19 protein-coding genes are annotated in these 18,556 nt (G+C 52.9%); 11 read left to right on the top strand and 8 right to left on the bottom strand.

Going from position 1 to position 18,556, the window contains the following annotated elements:
- Positions 1-29: 29 nt before the first annotated feature.
- From FOE74_RS13600 to FOE74_RS13620, 6 genes are all read left to right on the top strand, one after another.
- Positions 30-401: a phage holin family protein gene (locus FOE74_RS13600; RefSeq protein ID WP_149099155.1), complete on the top strand. Its 372-nt coding sequence runs from the start codon at positions 30-32 to the stop codon at positions 399-401.
- Between the two features lie 15 nt (positions 402-416).
- Complete coding sequence (locus tag FOE74_RS13605) at positions 417-1,058, top strand: hypothetical protein (protein ID WP_149099156.1); 642 nt, start codon at positions 417-419, stop codon at positions 1,056-1,058.
- Positions 1,018-1,797, top strand: a complete 780-nt coding sequence (locus FOE74_RS13610; RefSeq protein WP_149099157.1) for a geranylgeranylglyceryl/heptaprenylglyceryl phosphate synthase — start codon at positions 1,018-1,020, stop codon at positions 1,795-1,797. Before FOE74_RS13605 ends, FOE74_RS13610 begins: the two co-directional genes overlap by 41 nt.
- A gap of 38 nt (positions 1,798-1,835) precedes the next feature.
- Entirely contained in the window at positions 1,836-2,003 is a 168-nt protein-coding gene (locus tag FOE74_RS21235; RefSeq protein WP_188686689.1) for a hypothetical protein, read from the top strand.
- 207 nt (positions 2,004-2,210) lie between these two features.
- Positions 2,211-2,615 carry a nucleoside diphosphate kinase regulator gene (gene rnk, locus FOE74_RS13615; RefSeq protein WP_149099158.1) on the top strand — a complete coding sequence of 135 codons (405 nt, stop codon included), beginning with the start codon at positions 2,211-2,213 and terminating at the stop codon, positions 2,613-2,615.
- 222 nt (positions 2,616-2,837) lie between these two features.
- Complete coding sequence (locus FOE74_RS13620) at positions 2,838-3,278, top strand: SpoIIAA family protein (protein ID WP_149099159.1); 441 nt, start codon at positions 2,838-2,840, stop codon at positions 3,276-3,278.
- 236 nt (positions 3,279-3,514) lie between these two features.
- Here FOE74_RS13620 and FOE74_RS13625 read toward each other — a convergent pair whose 3' ends face one another.
- The 7 genes from FOE74_RS13625 to panC all read right to left on the bottom strand — a co-directional run bounded on the left by FOE74_RS13625 (position 3,515) and on the right by panC (position 9,583).
- Complete coding sequence (locus tag FOE74_RS13625; protein WP_149099160.1) at positions 3,515-4,435, bottom strand: helix-turn-helix domain-containing protein; 921 nt, start codon at positions 4,433-4,435, stop codon at positions 3,515-3,517.
- A gap of 168 nt (positions 4,436-4,603) precedes the next feature.
- Positions 4,604-5,743, bottom strand: a complete 1,140-nt coding sequence (locus FOE74_RS13630) for an acyl-CoA dehydrogenase (RefSeq protein WP_149099161.1) — start codon at positions 5,741-5,743, stop codon at positions 4,604-4,606.
- Between the two features lie 226 nt (positions 5,744-5,969).
- On the bottom strand, positions 5,970-6,650 hold the full coding sequence (locus FOE74_RS13635; RefSeq protein ID WP_188686687.1) for a zinc metallopeptidase: 681 nt from the start codon (positions 6,648-6,650) through the stop codon (positions 5,970-5,972).
- Positions 6,651-6,691: 41 nt separating this feature from the next.
- A complete protein-coding gene (rfaE2, locus tag FOE74_RS13640; protein WP_149099162.1) occupies positions 6,692-7,180 on the bottom strand; it encodes a D-glycero-beta-D-manno-heptose 1-phosphate adenylyltransferase in 489 nt (162 codons plus the stop codon).
- Between the two features lie 109 nt (positions 7,181-7,289).
- On the bottom strand, positions 7,290-8,303 hold the full coding sequence (locus tag FOE74_RS13645; protein WP_149099163.1) for a lysylphosphatidylglycerol synthase transmembrane domain-containing protein: 1,014 nt from the start codon (positions 8,301-8,303) through the stop codon (positions 7,290-7,292).
- A 12-nt stretch (positions 8,304-8,315) separates the two neighbouring features.
- A complete protein-coding gene (panD, locus tag FOE74_RS13650) occupies positions 8,316-8,663 on the bottom strand; it encodes an aspartate 1-decarboxylase (RefSeq protein ID WP_149099164.1) in 348 nt (115 codons plus the stop codon).
- Between the two features lie 80 nt (positions 8,664-8,743).
- Positions 8,744-9,583: a pantoate--beta-alanine ligase gene (gene panC, locus FOE74_RS13655; RefSeq protein WP_149099165.1), complete on the bottom strand. Its 840-nt coding sequence runs from the start codon at positions 9,581-9,583 to the stop codon at positions 8,744-8,746.
- 141 nt (positions 9,584-9,724) lie between these two features.
- Here panC and FOE74_RS13660 point away from each other — a divergent pair, with 141 nt between their 5' ends.
- From FOE74_RS13660 to FOE74_RS13680, 5 genes are all read left to right on the top strand, one after another.
- A complete protein-coding gene (locus tag FOE74_RS13660) occupies positions 9,725-10,537 on the top strand; it encodes a glycogen/starch synthase (RefSeq protein WP_149099166.1) in 813 nt (270 codons plus the stop codon).
- On the top strand, positions 10,521-11,939 hold the full coding sequence (locus FOE74_RS13665) for a DUF4270 family protein (protein WP_188686685.1): 1,419 nt from the start codon (positions 10,521-10,523) through the stop codon (positions 11,937-11,939). Before FOE74_RS13660 ends, FOE74_RS13665 begins: the two co-directional genes overlap by 17 nt.
- Positions 11,940-11,982: 43 nt before the next feature.
- Positions 11,983-13,821 (top strand): glutamine--fructose-6-phosphate transaminase (isomerizing), encoded by a 1,839-nt coding sequence (gene glmS / locus FOE74_RS13670; protein WP_149099168.1) that lies wholly within the window; start codon positions 11,983-11,985, stop codon positions 13,819-13,821.
- 530 nt (positions 13,822-14,351) lie between these two features.
- Entirely contained in the window at positions 14,352-16,370 is a 2,019-nt protein-coding gene (locus FOE74_RS13675) for a DUF1800 domain-containing protein (protein WP_149099169.1), read from the top strand.
- Positions 16,371-16,408: 38 nt separating this feature from the next.
- Entirely contained in the window at positions 16,409-17,677 is a 1,269-nt protein-coding gene (locus FOE74_RS13680; RefSeq protein WP_149099170.1) for a DUF1501 domain-containing protein, read from the top strand.
- A 425-nt stretch (positions 17,678-18,102) separates the two neighbouring features.
- On the opposite strand, the gene FOE74_RS13685 is transcribed toward FOE74_RS13680, so the two are convergent.
- Complete coding sequence (locus FOE74_RS13685) at positions 18,103-18,516, bottom strand: hypothetical protein (RefSeq protein WP_149099171.1); 414 nt, start codon at positions 18,514-18,516, stop codon at positions 18,103-18,105.
- Positions 18,517-18,556 lie beyond the last annotated feature (40 nt).

Below are 18,556 nucleotides of genomic sequence, written 5' to 3' on the forward strand. Positions count from 1 at the left end.
TCACCTACGCACCCTCAAACACAAGACACATGGCTACCGAAGACAAAAGTAAAACTGACAGCATCATAGGTAATTTAATGGGGTACATTGATACCCGCATAGAGTTGGTCAAGCTTGACCTGCAAACCAAACTGAAAAGCATTTTTGTGAGCACGGTGCACGGGGTACTCCTGGGCTTGGTGGCGCTGATGGTGTTGCTGTTCCTGAATGTGTTCATTGCCCTGCTGCTGAACGACCTTTTAGACAGCCGGTACTGGGGCTTCGGGATTGTCACGCTTTTTTACCTTATCTTGCTGGTCATTTTGCTGGTAGGCCTGGATAAAAAGGTATTTCAGGGCATGGCTGACAAAGCCTTCCGGAACACCATCTACAAAACAGACGAATCTAACCAAACGATCTAACCTATACCTGTTGCCATGAGCGAACTAACCAATCCGCTTTTTGATGACCCCCGCGAGTTCCTGGAGCGTCAGAAAGAAGAATATAAAAACGCCCTCCTCAGTGATGTCACTGAGCTCAAAGACCAGTCTCAGCAAATTGGCAAGAACCTGGCCATTGCCGGCGGTATTCTGGCGGGTATCTACTTCCTGAGCAGAGCCTTCAGCAATAAAAAAGAGGCGAAGCCTAAAAAGAAGAAAAGCAACCGGCTGGAGAACCCGGCCCGCTTCAAGAGCGCCGAGGACCGTGCCTGGATCTCCTCTATCCCAGACGTGGAAGACGACGAGCCGCTCTACAGCGCCATTGAGCGCAGCTACCCGGCCGTGTACCACCCCAGCACCGGCACCCAAAGCGCCACCTTCGGCTACCGGGCCAAGCGCAAAGACAAAGGTTCTTCCCTGAAGGAGTTCTTCCAGTCGGATCTATTCAAGATCTTGGAACAACAGCTGGCAGCGCTGGCAATGGTGTACCTGACCAAGCTGATTGAACAGCACCTGAAGGCCCCGGCCGCCACCCAACCCATTCTGGTGGAAGAAACCACCACCCTGGAATACGAGTTACAGCCTGACGATATCACGGATGCCCAATCGCCCCAATCACCACCTGTTCCCTACGCATAACGCTCAGGACACTGCCAACCGGCCCAAGCGGCTGGCAGTGCTCTTAGACCCAGACCACCTCACCGTTGCGCGCTGCCAGGAGATCCTGGCCCTGAGCCACCGGCATGAGGTGGATTTCTTTTTCATGGGCGGCAGCCTGATCTCTAACCCAGAGCAAGGCTCTTTCATTGGGTACATCAAGCAGCACAGCTCCATACCGGTGATCCTGTTCCCCAGCAGCGGCCTCTACATAGACCCGCAGGCTGATGGTATGCTGCTGCTCTCCCTGATCTCGGGCCGAAACCCGGACCTGCTCATTGGCCAGCACGTGGCGGCGGCGCCCCTGCTTAAGAACAGTGGCCTCCCGCTCTACCCCACCGGGTACATGCTCATTGACTCTGGGCGGCAGACCACCGCCTCTTACATGAGCGGCACCACCCCCATTCCGCATGACAAGCCTTCCATTGCCGCCTGCACCGCCCTGGCGGGCCAGATGCTGGGCCTGCACTACATGTTCTTAGACGGCGGCAGCGGCGCCATGTACCCCGTGAGCCCTGCCATGATCCAGGCGGTGCGCCAGGCGGTATCTGTGCCCATTCTGGTGGGCGGCGGCGTGAACACCCCAGAGAAGGCAGAGGCCGCCTGGAAAGCCGGCGCCGATATCTTGGTGGTAGGCAACCACATAGAGAAGAGCCCGCAGTTTATTTCTGAGGTAAGCAAGGTAAAGCAGCGGTTTAACGTGGCCCTGCCGCAAGAGTAACCGCTTGGCCTTGCTATTGACGCAATTAGGGGTTATCTTTGATAATCACCAGAGAAAATGCCGTGCCGTCTTTCAGTTACATACGAACTTTGCTCATCAACCCTTTCACGGGTTTGGCAGCAGCTTCGCATCATGCCGCCCAGCATGATGACCTGAACGGGTATTGCCTTTTCTTTTATACCACTCCCAAAGCTTTCATTAGCTAAGCCGGGCACCCCCGGCCCCCTCCACCGTTGCTTTTAGGCACGCGCCCCCGGATTTCCTTCACAGGAGGCCGCCGGCCATCCGCCTAAGGCTGTACTGTTCCGCCCCTGCCTTTTTTTGTACATGAGCACTCTCTGGGTTTTCTATGGGGGTGCTTTGCGCGTGCCGCAGCGGGTCTTCTTTAAGAGAGAAACCTAACCCTTAATCCAATGGATAATATACTTTTAACCGAGAAAGACTACGAACGTCTGCACCTGCTGGTGCAGGCCCAGCGTACCTCTGGCGCCCCCGCCACAATTGAGAGCCTGTGCAAAGAACTGCGGGAGGCCAAAATCATCCCGTCTGAAGAGGTACCGGTAGACATAGTGACCATGAACTCGCTGGTACGGCTGCGCGAGAAGAAAAGCAACACCGTGATGGAGCTTACCCTCTCCTACCCCAAGAACGCAGACGTGAGCACCCGGAAAATCTCTGTCCTCTCGCCGGTAGGCACCGCCATCTTAGGGCGTAAAGTGGGCGAGGAGGTGGAATGCCCGGCGCCCAGAGGACTGCTTACCTATCAGATAGAGGAAGTGATCTACCAACCAGAAGCCGCCGGCGACCTGTTTCTGTAACCCCTCAAAAAGCTTTGTTTTCAGCCCTTTGCAGCCCCTTCACCCAAAGAGGCTGGTTTGCTATGCCTTTTTGGCCCGCTTCTTGAGGATTGATCTTCGCCCGGGGCCGTTTGGCGCCCAGTTTCCTGAAAGGGGTTGGAAACGCGGGCCAGAGGGGAAAAGGCTTCCCCGCCGTCTGCTTCCGGCAGCCGGAGAGTACTTTGTTATCTTAATTGCTGTGTTATGAGATCAGAACTTGTGAATGCTTTCGGGAATGTGTACCTCACCATCTCATTGGACCATGACAACCAGTGGATTCAGGCTACCTGGCAGGGCTATTCTACCCCTGAGGCGGTAAGAACCGGCATGGAGGCCTATACGGAAACCTTAGAAGAAGCAGACTACAATGCTATGCTCATAGACACCCGCTCCATGGTGGGCTCCTGGAGCCACTCCCTGGAATGGACCCTTGAAGAATGGGCCCCTGAGGCGGCCAAGGCGGGCCTGCAGTACTATGCCATGGTGGTGAACCCTGAGACCTTTGCTGAAGCTACCGCTGATGCGTTCTACGCCAATGTGGAATCGTTTGAGGCTGAGGTCTTCGCCGACCTGGCTACTGCCCGCGCCTGGCTGCGCCGCTGCCGGCTTCAGCAGAAAGAGCTGGGCAAGTACCAGACCACGTAGGCACCACCATTTGGGTGTTAGTTCTTACCAGCCGGGTTTTGAGTCTGCCTTGCCAGAAACAGGCGTAAAATGGGCCAGGCCTCACCCTGAACCCTGGGCTTCTCCCATTTCCAGCACCCTAGTCCCAGAAAAGGAAATTTGGGGCTTTCTGTTTAGACCTCGTTTTTAGAAAAATAGCCTTCAAACAAAAAGGCCCGCTGTTGGCGGGCCTTTTTGTTTTTACGAGTGTTCTACGCTTACACGTTCATAGAAGACTCACGGCGGCGCATTTTACCGGCCGGAATCCCGAACATCATCTTGAAACGACGGCAGAAATACGCGGTGTCTTTGTAGCCCACGTCTTTCCCGATCTCTCTGATGCTTTTCTTGGTAGTGCGCAGCAAGAACACGGCACGCTCCATGCGCTGGTATTCAATGTAATCCTGCGGGTTGATACCAGTCAGCATTTTGAAGTACTGGCCTACATAGTCTTCAGACACGTTGGCTACGTTGCTGAGTACTTTGTTAGACAAGTCGCCGCCCAGGTTCTCTTTGATGTAGTTGAACAGGTCAATGAGGCGCGGGTCTTTGAAGTAGGTGCTGTTGGTAGCCAGCTGCTCCACAAACATCTTGTTCTTCAAGATGTAGCGGATCAATTCTACCACCATCTGCTCCGTGTACAGGCTGATGATACGCTCCTTGCCTGGCAGCTCCTGCATGCTCTCCTCCACAATCTTGATCACCAGCGTGGCCAGCTTGTTGCTGGTAATCACAAACGCCGGCACTTCCAGAGAGGTGAAGAAGTTCACAGAGTCAAATACCTTGGCTTCAAAACTCACGAAGCTGTGGCTATCATCTGCCTCCCCAATCAGGTCAAGGTCATTGTTGCTTTTAAAGAACTTGTCTTTGGTCGTAATATAGTCATCATTGGAGATTACCCGGCTCTCAGTGTCACCATAGTAGAGCTTGGTGCTGCGTCCTCCCGGAATAAAGAGCAATTGCCCCTCTTCCGCTACTTGTTTATCGTCTCCGAAAGCGACAATGCCGTTGTGCACTAAGATCAAGTTGTTCCCAACATCATAATAGTTACGCACCGTGAGCGGCTGCTGCAACATCAGGTTCTTGGCCTTGATGTAGCGCACTTTCAGCGACTCAATAATTTTATTGTAATCTTCCATGTAAGGGCACTAATTAAAGGGTTTTAACTTTTGTTGATTTTTCAAGTTGTCTGTCGGTTTAAAATTAGTACTAATCTTTTAAGTTATCAAACAAAAAAGTTATATATTTATAAACAGCCAAACACTATATACTTAAATATCAACTTTCAGCGTTGTATAACCCTCTTCCTATTTCAATATCTCCCTTGAGATTACTATTTTCTGAATTTCAGATGTTCCCTCATAAATTTGCGTGATTTTGGCATCGCGCATGAGACGCTCCACATGATATTCTTTCACAAACCCGTACCCGCCGTGTATCTGAACCGCCTCAACGGTGGTATCCATCGCCACTTTTGAAGAGAAAAGCTTGGCCATGGCCCCAGATTTTGAGTAGTCACGGTGCGCGTCTTTGTCGGCAGCGGCTTGCAAGCATAACAAGCGGGCGGCGTCAATGTTGGTGGCCATGTCCGCTAATTTGAACTGGATGGCCTGGTGCTGGGAAATAGGCACGCCAAATGCCTTGCGTTCCTTAGAATACTTCAACGATAGTTCATAGGCACCAGAAGCGATGCCCAGCGCTTGGGAAGCGATGCCAATGCGGCCTCCGTTCAAGGTAGACATGGCAAACTTGAACCCGAAGCCGTCTTCGCCAATGCGGTTTTCTTTAGGCACCTTCACGTCAGTGAACATCAGGGAGTGCGTGTCTGACCCTCTGATCCCCAGTTTGTTCTCTTTGGGGCCTATCTCAAACCCAGGCATGCCTTTCTCCACGATCAAGGCATTGATGCCCTTGTGGCGAAGCTCTGGGTTGGTTTGGGCAATCACCAGGTACACAGAGGCGGTGCTTCCGTTCGTGATCCAGTTCTTGGTTCCGTTGAGCAGGTAATGGTCGCCTTTGTCTTCGGCGGTGGTGCGCTGCATGGTGGCATCTGACCCAGCCTCTGGCTCAGAAAGGCAAAAAGCCCCAATGATCTCCCCGGAAGTCAGGCGAGGCAGGTACTTCTGCTTCTGCTCCTCATTGCCGTATTTCTCCAGGCCCCAGCACACCAGCGAGTTGTTCACTGACATCACCACAGAGGCAGAAGCGTCTACTTTGGAGATTTCCTCCATGGCCAGCACGTAAGAAACGGTGTCCATGCCGCCCCCGCCATACCTGGGGTCTACCATCATGCCCAGGAAACCCAGTTCCCCCATCTTCTTAACCTGCTCGGCAGGGAATTTCTGGTGTTCGTCTCTTTCAATGACCCCGGGCAACAGCTCATTCTGCGCAAAATCCCGGGCAGCCTCCTGCACGGCTAAGTGTTCTTCAGTTAGTTTAAAGTCCATGTGGTGTAATACTTATGAGAAGAAAGGAAGTTTTAATATTGGTAAAACAAAAATAGGCAAATTTTAGTATGCAAGCAGCACACTTATAGACCACCTCACCAAAGCTAACATTTGTTTGGTAGATTTTTAAGGGGTTTCCTAAAAAACAACGCCATAACGGGACCCTGACATAAAAAAAAGAGGGCGACTAACATCGCCCTCTTTTTTTATGTTCCCATCATCTGCTTTAGTCTCTGCGGCCCAACAGGAGCGAGGCGTAATACAGTAAAGTTGCCAATGAACCCAAGGCAGCCACCACATAGGTCATAGCGGCCCATTTAAGGGCGTCTTTAGCCATCACGTGTTCCTGCGCCGTCACAATTCCTCTGGTATCCATCCAGGCCAGGGCCCGCTTGCTGGCGTCAAACTCCACCGGCAAGGTGACAAAACTGAAGATCGTGGTCAAGGCGAACAGCGCCACCCCAATAGCCAGGGGAATAGGCGTGCTCTGGATCAGCAATACGCCAATCAACAGAATCCACTGCATGTAGCGGCTGGCTACGCTCAGCGCAGGCACCATAGCCGACCGGAATTTGAGGAACGTATAGGCCTTGGCGTGCTGCACGGCGTGCCCGCACTCATGCGCGGCCACCGCGGCGGCGGCGGCACTGCGGCTCTCATACACCGACTCACTCAGGTTCACGGTCTTGTCTGCGGGGTTGTAGTGGTCAGTGAGGCGGCCCGGGGTGGAAATCACCCGCACATCTGTGATGCCGTTATCAGCTAGCATCATTTCCGCCACCTCGCGTCCGCTAAGCCCAGACCGCAGGCCCAGTTTAGAGTACTTCTCAAACTTGCTTTTCAATGTCCAACTGACCAACGCCGAGGCCAGCATCATCACAATCATTATAATCCAAATCCCACCCATTTTCTTTGTCTTTTAAAAGTTATCGATTTATCGTTTCCTGGTCATGGCTTCTCTCCCAGGATTTTAGCCACTACCTGTGAAGTAGAGTACCCCTTCACCAACGGAATTGTTTTCGCGGCACCGCCTCTGGCTAAGACCACCTCATGCCCCACAATGTTCTCCAGAGCATAGTCGTCGCCTTTCACCAAGACATCTGGCCCTAGCGCGGTAATCAATTCCAGAGGGGTTTCCTGGTCAAAGAGCACTACTGCATCTACAAACCAAAAGGATGCCATAACCCTTATACGTGACATTTCGTCTTGCAATGGCCTGGTTGGTCCTTTTAATCTACTGACAGATTGGTCAGTATTTAGTCCTACTACCAGCTTGTCGCCTAAAAGCCGGGCGCGCTCCAGATAATCCACGTGCCCCACGTGCACAATGTCAAAGCAGCCATTGGTAAACACAATTTTCTGGCCTTGGCCGCGCCATTCTTCCACCTTAGCCAATAACTGGGGAAGCGCAACGATTTTCTCTTGTGATGGAAGCATAACCTAAAGGAAAGGGAGTGGAACGAAAAGAACCTAGATGCAAGGAGTTAACGCCAGATCCTGGCGTTCTATTTTGGAACTTATTTATAGAAAACAGCCCTGAAAGAGCTTAGGCGGTCTGCTTGGCCGGTTCGCGTTTCACCTTGGTGAAACTAGCCACCAGACTGATGGCGCCCATCAATACCACCAGAAAAGCCCCGGTGGTGTGGGTGATAAGCGCGTAGGCCATGCCTTTGTCTAAGGGCACGGCGTACAGGAGAAGCGCGGTTCTCACCAGTATATGGTACACGCCTATGCCGCCCTGCACCGGCGCTGACATCCCCAGGCCGCCCACCACCAAAATGGCCATGCCCGCCTGCCAGGTGAGGTCCTCGGTCCCAGGCAAGGCGAAAAAGGCCAGGTAGCTGGTCAGGTAGTAGGTGACCCAGATAAAGAGCGTGTGGAAAACGAAGGCCCCTTTCTGCTCCATTCGGGCGATACTGAAAATGCCTTGCCAGATTCCTAGCACAAAGTCACTCACCCGCTTGAAGAACGGGTTGCGCTGCAACTTGGAGATATTCTTGTACAGGTACCAGATGACAAAGCCAGACCCTATGATGCCTACCGCCCCAAGCAGGTAGAGCGTCTGCAGGTTCTGCTCCATGCCCTTGAAGCTCTCAGAGAAAATCTCCAGGAAAAAACTGTTCAGGCGGTCAAACTCCAGCAGCAAGGTAAAGCACATGCACAGGAGCAGCATGACCAGGTCAATGACCCGCTCGGTGATCACCGTGCCCAGCGAGACGTTCACCGGCACCTCTGAGGTGCGCCGCAGCAAGGTGCACCTGATCACTTCGCCGGCCCGGGGCAGTACTATGTTGGCCAGGTACCCCACCATGAGGGCATGGTACGTTTGCAAGTGCCCAGGTTTATAGCCCAATGGCACAAACTGCATGCGCCACCTGATGGCCCGGCTTATGTAGCCTGCCACGGAGAGCAACAGGGTAACGACAATCCAGGAATAGTTCGCCTGGGCCAGCTCGGCCTTTACCGCCGTGAAGTTGATGCTGCGCAAGGCATAGCCCATCAGGAAAACCGAAACCGCCAGAAGCAGCAGGTACTTGAGTACGTTGACGGTTTTCTTCATGCCGGGCAAAGGCTACACTAAGCGGTTATGCTGGTCGGGGAAAATGACGGTGGGTTCGTGGGAACGGGCGTCAGCGAAATTGATGAGGGCATAGGAGATGATGATGATGATGTCCCCTACCTGCACCCGGCGGGCGGCAGGGCCATTGAGGCAGATCATACCGGTCCCTCGCTCACCTTTTATAATATAGGTCTCAAACCGCTCGCCGTTGTTCACGTTCACGATCTGGACTTTCTCATGGGGAACCATGTTGGCGGCATCCAATAGATCCTCGTCTATGGTAATGCTTCCCACGTAATGCAACTCGGCCTGGGTTACCTTGGCCCGATGTATTTTGGATTTAAGAACTTCAATCTGCATCAAAACAATCTAAAAACACACAAAGTTATAGATTATTTATGAGACAATTAACGCCCTGCCTTTTTGCTTTTGCAGAAGCCTTACAATAGCAGATTGTCTATGAGCCTTACCTCGCCTAGAAAGGCCGCCAGGCACAATGCCACGGGAGCCCCCTGGCCCACCTCCTGCAAGGGCTGCAGGGTTTGCGCATGCACCACCTCCAGGTATTCCAGCTTGATTTGCGGAAAACGCTGTAAAAACGCCTCGGCCTCCTGTTTAGCGGCGGGCACGGGCAGGGTCTCCAGTTTCTCCCGCAGCAGTTGCAGGGCCTGGTAGAGCCGGGGCGCTACGGCACGTTGTTCAGGTGCCAAGCGGCGGTTGCGCGAAGACATGGCCAACCCGTCCTCTTCCCTGATGATGGGGTAACAGACCAATTCCAGGTCAAAGCTCAAATCCAATACCAGTTGTTGGATCACGGCGAACTGCTGCAGGTCTTTCTGCCCAAAGAACGCCTGGTGCGGCTTGACCAGGTGGAAAAGCTTGCTCACCACGGTAGCCACCCCGTTGAAGTGCCCTGGCCGATGCGCCCCTTCCATCACCTGTTCCAGCTCCCCAAAGTCAAAGTGGAGCCGGGGCGTCTGCCGGTACATCTCCTCGGCGGCCGGGGAGAACAGGATGTCACAGCCTTCCTGGGCCAGCATTTGGGCGTCCTTTTCCAGGATGCGCGGATAAAGCCGGTAATCCTCGGGGTTGTTGAATTGCGCCGGGTTCACAAACACGCTGCAGACGGTGATGTCATTCTGGTGGCGGGCGGCCCGCACCAGCGTTAAATGCCCTTCATGCAGGGCCCCCATGGTAGGTACAAATCCTATACGTTTGCCCTGCCGCCGAAGCAGTTCTGTCTGCTGCCGAATGTCAGATATAGAAGAAAGATGCAACATGGGGGGCTCTGATTTAAGGGTGTACTGGGAAAAGACGCCAAAGGTAGGATTTTATTCAAATAAATTGAGAATCAGCTGATAATTGCTTAATTTTGCATTTCGCAATTCCTATTGCCTGTTTTATTTTAATCACTCCAACCTATGTCCAAATTGAGAATCTTATACGCGGCTACTGAGATTGATCCATTTCTGCAAACCACAAAAGTAGCGGAATTCCTGAGGATGTTGCCACAAGCGATGCAAGAGCGAGGGATGGAAGTAAGGATTTTCGTACCCCGGTTTGGTTTGATCAACGAACGCAAGAACCGTCTGCACGAGGTAGTGCGGCTTTCTGGCATAAACATTGCCGTTGGCGAAGAAGAGAAACCCCTGATTATCAAGGTAGCCTCTATCCCTAATGCCAAGCTTCAGGTATATTTCATTGACAACGAAGACTATTTTCACCGCAAGTCCGTTTTGGTGGACAAAGACAACAAATTTTACCCAGACAATGATGAGCGGGCCATCTTTTTCTGCAAAGGCGTCTTGGAAACGGTGAAGAAACTGGGTTGGGCCCCGGATATTGTGCATTGCAATGACTGGATGACCAGCCTTATTCCGCTGTACCTGAAGAGCACTTACAAGAATGACCCTATCTTTAAGACCTCAAAATCTGTTTTCTCTGTGTACAACAGTGAGTTTACCCACAAGTTTGAGGGCGACCTGCTAGAGAAAGCCAAGATGCTGGACATTGAAGACGAGATGCTGGCCAACCTGCGGGCCGGTGATTTTGGAGCCTTCATCAAAATGGGGATGCAATACGCTGACATGGTGATCAAATCAAATGAGGATTTCAGTGACAACCTCAATGCTATGTTTCAGGAATACAACAACACCAAGCAGATCAACACCATTAGCTCAGACGAAAACACCCTGGATTCTTACTTTAACTTGTATAATGAACTTGCGAATTAGTAAAGCTGCTGCTGTACTGTTTTTTTCCTCCTTCTTTTTTTCTGCTTGTGAAGACCCAACGGCCATTGGCCTGGAGTTGCAGGAGCCCGGTACCCAAATTGGCACTTCTTATACAGACACCGCTACCATAAAAGCCTCCACGGTTTTGCTCAAGGACTCCATCATCACCTTGGGAGCTAGCCGTGTGCAGGCCGGTAGAATCACAGACGCTACCTTTGGCACGGTGACCGCCCGCACTTTCGCGGAGTTCGCGCCTTTGGCGTTTCCGGCCCATCCAGACTCCATAGATGCCTCCAAAGGAGCAGATTCTTTGATCATCAATCTGGATTATAACTATGCTTTTGGGGAAAAAGGCAAAAACATAAAACTGAACGTGCACCGCCTCACAGAGGCGTTCCGGGATGATGCCACCTATTACACCTCCAGAAAGCTTTCCTATAATGAGACGCCGGTAGGCACCGTGACGTTCCTGCCGCAGCCAGACGCCACCTATAAGAACCCCACAGATACCAGCAAGACCTTACCGGTCCTGATCAAAATCAAGATCACGGGTACTTTCGCGAACCAGGTGCTGCAATCGCTGTCGCAAACCTCCACCACCCAGGCGTTTATCAGCGCCATCAACGGGCTGGTGATTGAGCCGGCTGCCGGAACAGAAGACCAGGGGACCATCATCGGCTTGTTGCCCACCTCTGCCAACACCAACCTGTCGCTCCATTACAAGTCAAAGAAGAACATTGCCAAGACCACAACCTTTCTTTTCACGGAGCGGTATTACAACCAGATTGAGGCGAACAGAAACGGATCTGCTCTGGCTGCGCTGCAAACCAACGGCGCTACGTTGTCTTCAGGGGCAGCCGGCAACCGTACGTTCCTGCAGGCTGGTACAGGCATCGTCACCAAGATTGAGTTACCTCATATCTCCTTCTTCCGGGAGAAAGACCCTATTGAAGCCGCCAGAACCGGTAAGAAACAGGATCAGAACTTAGCCATCAACAAAGCTGAATTGATCATCCCCATTGCAAACGGAGCTGATTCCTTGTCGTTACCTCCGGTGATTACCCTGGTAGAGGCTACCCGCTCCAACAGGGTTTCCACGTCGCCACAAGGTGTTCCCAATGCGTTGGTGGCAGAAGGCAGCAACGTGGCCGCCACCCTCCAGTACAGAGGCAAAAGCGGCGGGTACGTCTATGTAGTGAACATCACCAGTTATCTTCAGAACCTATTGTATAACAGAAGAGAAAACAACGGCCTTATCTTATTGCCTTCCAATGTGACCAGTAACGTTGGAACGCCTACCAACCTGGCACAAACGGTAAACCGCGCCATCTTGGAGGCCAACCAAAGTCCCAACGCTGAGCGCCGCATCAAACTCAGACTCTTCTATTCAACCGCTCAATAATAATCCATTTATATCCCCAAATTTAAACCAACTATTAAATAGTATGTGTGGAATTGTAGCCTATGTAGGGCAGAGAGAAGCCTGCCCAATCATTCTGAAAGGGTTGAAGCGTTTGGAATACCGCGGCTATGATAGTGCTGGAGTGGCATTGTTGAACGGCGGTGATCTTAAAGTATTTAAAAAGAAAGGGAAAGTAGCTGACCTGGAAGCCCACATTGGCACTCAGGATACAACCAGCACGATTGGTATTGGCCATACGCGGTGGGCTACCCACGGGGAACCCAATGATGTCAATGCGCACCCACACTACTCTACTTCCAAGAAGATTGCCATCATCCATAATGGCATCATTGAGAACTATGCCTCGTTGAAGACCCACTTGCTCAACAAAGGGTATGAGTTCCACAGTGACACAGACTCTGAGGTGTTTGTGAACCTGATTGAGGATGTACAAAAGGAAAGCAAGGTTTCCTTAGCGGAGGCGGTACGCCTGGCCCTGCATGAGGTGGTAGGTGCTTACGCTATTGTGGTGATTTCCCATGATTCCCCTACGCAATTAGTGGCCGCCCGTAAAGGCAGCCCTTTGGTGATTGGCGTAGGCAAAGGCGAGTACTTCCTGGCCTCAGATGCCACTCCTATCATTGAGTACACCAATGAAGTGGTCTACCTTAATGATTTTGAGATAGCCGTGATCAAAGACGGGGTACTGGACATCCGCAGTAAAGAAGACGTGGTGCAGACGCCTTATATCCAGAAACTGGAGTTGGAGTTGGAAGCCATTGAGAAAGGCGGCTACCCTCACTTCATGCTGAAAGAGATCTTTGAGCAACCACGTTCTATCATGGACAGCATGCGCGGCCGTTTGGTGGCCGAGAACACGCAACTGACCATGTCCAGCATCAGAGAGTATGCCACCCGTTTCAAAAACGCGGAACGCATTCTTATTGTGGCCTGTGGCACTTCCTGGCACGCCGGCCTGGTGGCCGAATACATGATTGAAGAGTTTGCCCGCATCCCTGTTGAAGTGGAGTACGCTTCTGAGTTCCGGTACCGGAACCCGGTGATCCGCGAGGGAGACATTGTGATTGCCATTTCCCAGTCTGGTGAAACCGCTGATACGTTGGCGGCCCTGGAACTGGCGAAAGCCAAAGGCGCCATGATCTTTGGGGTGTGCAACGTGGTAGGTTCTTCTATCGCCCGTGCCACCGACGCCGGTGCTTATACCCACGCCGGTCCTGAGATAGGGGTGGCCAGTACCAAAGCCTTCACGGCTCAGGTAACGGTTCTTTCCCTTATGGCCATGATGATCGCTGAGATGCGTGGCACCATGGAACTGACGGCTCTGCGTACCCTCATGCTGGAGATGGAGAAAATCCCGGCCAAGGTGGAGCAGGCATTGCTGCTGGACAAAGAAATACAGGCCATCTCTGAGATCTTCAAAGATGCGTCTAACTTCATCTACCTGGGCCGTGGGTTCAACTTCCCGGTAGCTCTGGAAGGCGCCTTGAAACTGAAGGAGATCTCTTACATCCACGCAGAAGGATACCCGGCGGCAGAAATGAAGCACGGCCCTATCGCGTTGATTGACGAGAACATGCCGGTGGTGGTGATTGCTACCAAAGACAGCTCTTATGAGAAAATCGTTTCTAACATACAGGAGGTAAGAGCCCGTAAGGGACGGGTGATCGCGATTGTGACCGAAGGTGATACCGTGATCCCGCAAATGGCCGAGTTCGTGATTGAGGTACCCAATACCCATGAAGCCCTCATGCCGTTGATCTCCGTGATTCCTTTGCAGTTACTCAGCTACCACATTGCCGTGATGCGGGGCTGTAACGTAGACCAACCACGTAACTTAGCTAAATCAGTAACGGTGGAGTAATATCACCTTGCTTAAGGTAAAAGGGGAGGCCAAACGGCTTCCCCTTCTTGTTTTAGGCCCTTTCTGCTTCAGCCCCCATTTCAGAAAAGGAGGTCAAAAAGGCGCTGTTTGCCATTCAACGCCTGCTTGGTCCTACTCCACTTCCTCCTGGCAGTAGCTACCAAACGGCAGGCTGGTTTAGCTACAATTCCAGACGCAGTCTGCTCTCCGGGCTCTGTTTCAGGGGCCTTTCCCCAAAAATAACCTTGAAACAAAACCTCATGACCAAAGGTTGCCACCTCTCTTTCAAGGTCCTTTTCCCTAAAACAGCCCTCAAACAGAGCTTCATGGTTGGCGGTTTCAGGCGGTAGGTTCCCTCATCATCCTATGGTCCAAGGACAACGGCTAAAAAAAGTGAGCTTACCATTAAACTTTGTAAGCCGTTTTCTATCTATAAGACACAGAACACCTTTGATCCTGAAGCACAAGAGGCTCAAGGCCTGACTATCTGTTGTTTGTCATCTTGTCCAAGCCCGTATCCCTTCACCGCTATGAAAAAAGCAATCCAGTTTTCGGTTCTTGCGCTGCTCCTGCTGGCAGGGGGGCTTATCTTTTCTTCCTTTAGGGAAAGAAACACCGTGGCTGCCAAAGGGCCGAAGTTCCCTTATAAAAAGGCGGGGCTTACAGAAAGGCAGGCTGCCGCCCATTTACTTAGCCGGTTCACCTACGGAGCCCAACCCAGGCAGGTAGACGAAGTGGTGAAGATGGGGCTGGAGAAATGGCTTCTACAGCAACTCACCGCCCAACTTCCCGATCAAGCGCTCCAGCAGCGGCTGGAAGCCTACAGCACCCTCAAAATGACCAATGAGCAGATCGTGCAAACCTTTCCGCAGAGGGGGCAATTGGTACGCCAGGCGGTCAAAGAGGGCGTGATAGACCAAACGAAGGTAAAGAATGGCTTTGCAGACAAATCTGCCAATGAGGAGTACCGCCAGAAGCTGGGTGACTACATGAAGCAGAAAGGGTTCAGGCAAGAGCGCGAATTGTACCAGGAGCTCATCAACCAGAAGATTCTTAGGGCGGCTTACACCCAGAACCAGTTACAGGAGATTCTCACCAGCTTCTGGTTTAACCATTTCAACGTGTCCTTCACCAACAAGAACTGCTCTCCTTATATCCTCTCCTATGAGCGGGATGTGATCAGGCCTAACGCGTTGGGCCAGTTTGAGAGGTTGCTGCTGGCTACGGCCAAATCGCCGGCTATGCTGACGTATCTGGACAATTTCAAAAGCACCGTTTCCTCAGAAAGCCTCACCCCTTCCCAGAAGAAAGTACAGCAGTACCAACTGCGCGCCTTGCAAGAACGGCAGGCCCAGGACTCGTCTGCCCAAGGCCTGCAGATGATGGAGATGGTAAAGGCCAGCCAGAAAAAGCAAGGTCTCAATGAGAACTACGCCCGCGAGATCATGGAACTGCACACCCTGGGCGTAGACGGCGGCTATACCCAGCAAGACGTGACCCAGGCTGCCCGGGTGCTCACTGGTTGGACTATCAACCCCGCTATCACCCAGTACAATGCAGCGGGGAACAAGGCGGCAGCCCCGGGGCCCAAGCGTTTAGCGGCCATGGCTACCCAAGGGTACGTGCTGGAAGAGGACTTCCGGTTCGCGGCCAACAAGCATGACAAAGGCAAGAAGGTGGTGCTGAGCAAAGAATTCGCAGCCAACGGCGGCTATGAAGAAGGCGTGGAGCTGATCAAACTCCTGGCCCACCACCCTTCCACAGCCAGATTCATCTCCAAAAAGCTGGCCGTACGCTTTGTAAACGACAATCCGCCGCAAACCCTTATAGACAAAATGGCTAAGACGTTTACTGAGAAAGGTGGCGACATCCAGCAGGTGTTGCTGACCATGGTTTCTTCGCCGGAGTTCTGGGACAAGGAGGCGCTGCGTGAGAAGACCAAGTCGCCGTTTGAGTTGGCCATCAGTTCGGTGCGCAGCCTGAACGCCGAGGTAAATGCCCCTTTCCAACTGCACAACTGGATCTCTAAAATGGGCGAGCGCATGTATTACTACCAGGCTCCCACGGGGTTCCCAGACAAGGCCGCCTACTGGATCAACACCGGCTCTTTGCTGAATCGCATGAATTTTGGCTTGGCCCTGGCCTCGCAGCGGATACCCGGCGTGCGGCTGGATCTGATGGCCCTGAACCAGCACCGGGAGCCGGAGAGCGCAGAGGTGGCCCTGGCCACCTACAGCCGCTACCTCCTGCCTGAGCGGGACCTCACCGAGACCATCAAGCGACTGACCCCTTCCCTCAAAGACCCTGACTTCAGCCACAAGGTGGATGCTGCCGCCAGCCAGAACAACCCCATGGCCCCCGCCGATGCTTCAGAAGACGAGGACCAGATGATGGCACCCCGCCTTGAAAAAAAGAACGGTGGCCGTAAAAACGCAGGCGCAGCTACCTCAGATTCTGCCAGAGCCAGGCAGGGGAACAACGGCAGCAACCCCATGCTGGCCCAAGTGGTAGGCATCATCATAGGGTCGCCAGAATTCCAGCGCCGGTAAAGGAACACAGCTTTCACCCATCACCAAAAGACACGGATATGATCACTAGAAGAGGTTTCCTGAAATCAGGGGCGTTGGCCATGTTTGTAGCCGGGCTGGGGGGCATGCCCAACTTCCTGGCCCAGGCCGCCAGCAGCTATAAACTGGCAAGGCCGTACAAGCGCAACAGAATACTGGTCTGCATCTTCCAGCGCGGGGCCATGGACGGCTTAATGGCCGTGACGCCCTTTACCGATGCTTATCTGCAGAAGGCCCGCCCCAGTCTGTTCATGACCGCCGCCAAGTCATCAGCTAACCCCTTGCTGGACCTGGACGGCAGATTTGGCCTGCACCCTGCCATGAAGGCGTTTGAGCCGCTGTTCCTTGAAAAGCGGCTGGCCATTGTGCACGGCATGGGCTCCCCTAACCCTACCCGATCGCATTTTGACGCCCAAGACTACATGGAGGCCGGTACCCCCTTTGACAAAGGCACGTCCAGCGGCTGGTTGAACCGGGCGGTGGGGCTATTGGGCCATGAAGCGGCCACTCCGTTTCAGGCCGTTAGCCTCACCTCTTCCCTGCCCCGCTCCTTCTACGGTGACCATGCCGCCGTGGCCATCAGCAACTTACAAGACTTCGGCATTCAGCTCCGCGGAAACCAGAAAGCTTCGGCCCTGGCTTCCCGCAGCTTTGAGGACCTCTATGACCAGACCTCTTCCTCCCTGCTCAACCGCACCGGCAAAGAGAGCTTTGAAGCGGTGAAGATGCTGAAGGAGGTAGATACCAAAAAGTACATGCCGGCCAATAACGCGGTTTACCCCAATAGTCCGCTGGGGAATTCCATGAAGCAGATCGCGCAGCTTATCAAGATGGACGTGGGGCTGGAAGTGGCTTTTGCCGAATCTGGGGGCTGGGACACGCACTTCAACCAGGGGGCTGGCCAGGGCCCGTTCGCGCGCAACGTGCAGGACCTGAGCCAAAGCATCACCGCCTTCTGGACTGATCTGGACGCCTACCAGGACGAAGTGGATGTAATGACCATGACCGAGTTTGGCCGCACGGTGCACCAGAACGGCAGCAACGGCACCGACCACGGCCGTGGCTCCTGCATGTTCCTCCTGGGCAATAACGTGAACGGCGGGCTGGTGCACGGGCAGGTACCCACCTTAGCCAAAGAAAACCTGGAAGACGGCCGTGACCTTCCGGTTACGACTGATTTCCGCAGCATTTTCAGCGAAGTAGCCGGAAAACACCTGAAGATCAAAGCCGACCAAACCCTGTTCCCGGACTGGAAGGGCGAGGGAATAGGCGTGATGCGCCCAGGGTGACCTGAGCCTTAGGAAATCGGTTTATTAAAACGGAAAGGGAAGCTAAACAGCTTCCCTTTCCGTTTCTAGCTAGTTTTCAGGAAACAACCTGAAATCCCCTTCGCGGGTGCGAGCCTGACGCTCTTGGCCGCACGCATGATGGAGGATTCCTTGGTTCTGGCTATCCCCAAGTCCAGCAATCAGGTTGTTCTAATGCTTCCCCATTATCCCATCTTGGAAAGCTCTTGTGGCCCGACTAAAAAGACCAAGGTAAAAGCGTTATTGCCGTTCGTTCACAAGATCCTTTCAGGATGACAAAGAGGGAAGAAGTTAGTTTTAAATTTGGTATGTATGCGATCACCATCCGCAAGCAGCGGGCGCCAGCGAGAAGTCAGCCGGTTTCAATCTACTTTCGGGCTGTTTTCGCGAAAGGGGGCGATAAGGTCTTATTTTTTATTGACCACCAACTGGTACAACGAGGCCAGGAAGACAAAAGCCTTATCTATGGCCCGTTGAGAATCCTCGCGGAGGGGGACTACTTCCAGGACTTCGCGGTTTAGCAGAGGCTGGCCTATCAAGCCTGCTAAGTGAAAGTTGAGAGGGGTGTGCGCAGAGGCGAACTCTGTCAGGTTCAGGTTATTCGCGTTGAAGAACACGGTAAGCTTTTCGCCCTTTCCTTGCTGGTTGTACTGGGCTAGGCGCTCTGGTTGCTCATGCAGCAATAGATCAATCACCAAATCTGCCTGTGGCAGCCAGGCTTTCAGTTCTGCCGGATCTTGTAAATGAAGGTAGGCTCTATTATAGAATTTCAGGCTAACTTCTGCTTCCTGCTCCTGGCTAGCCAAAACCAATGTGTTCATATTTCTGTACCTTTAGCCTGGTAAAGATACTGATTAACCT

The sequence above is a fragment of the Rufibacter glacialis genome (genome assembly GCF_008271745.1).
Lineage (GTDB): Bacteria > Bacteroidota > Bacteroidia > Cytophagales > Hymenobacteraceae > Nibribacter > Nibribacter glacialis.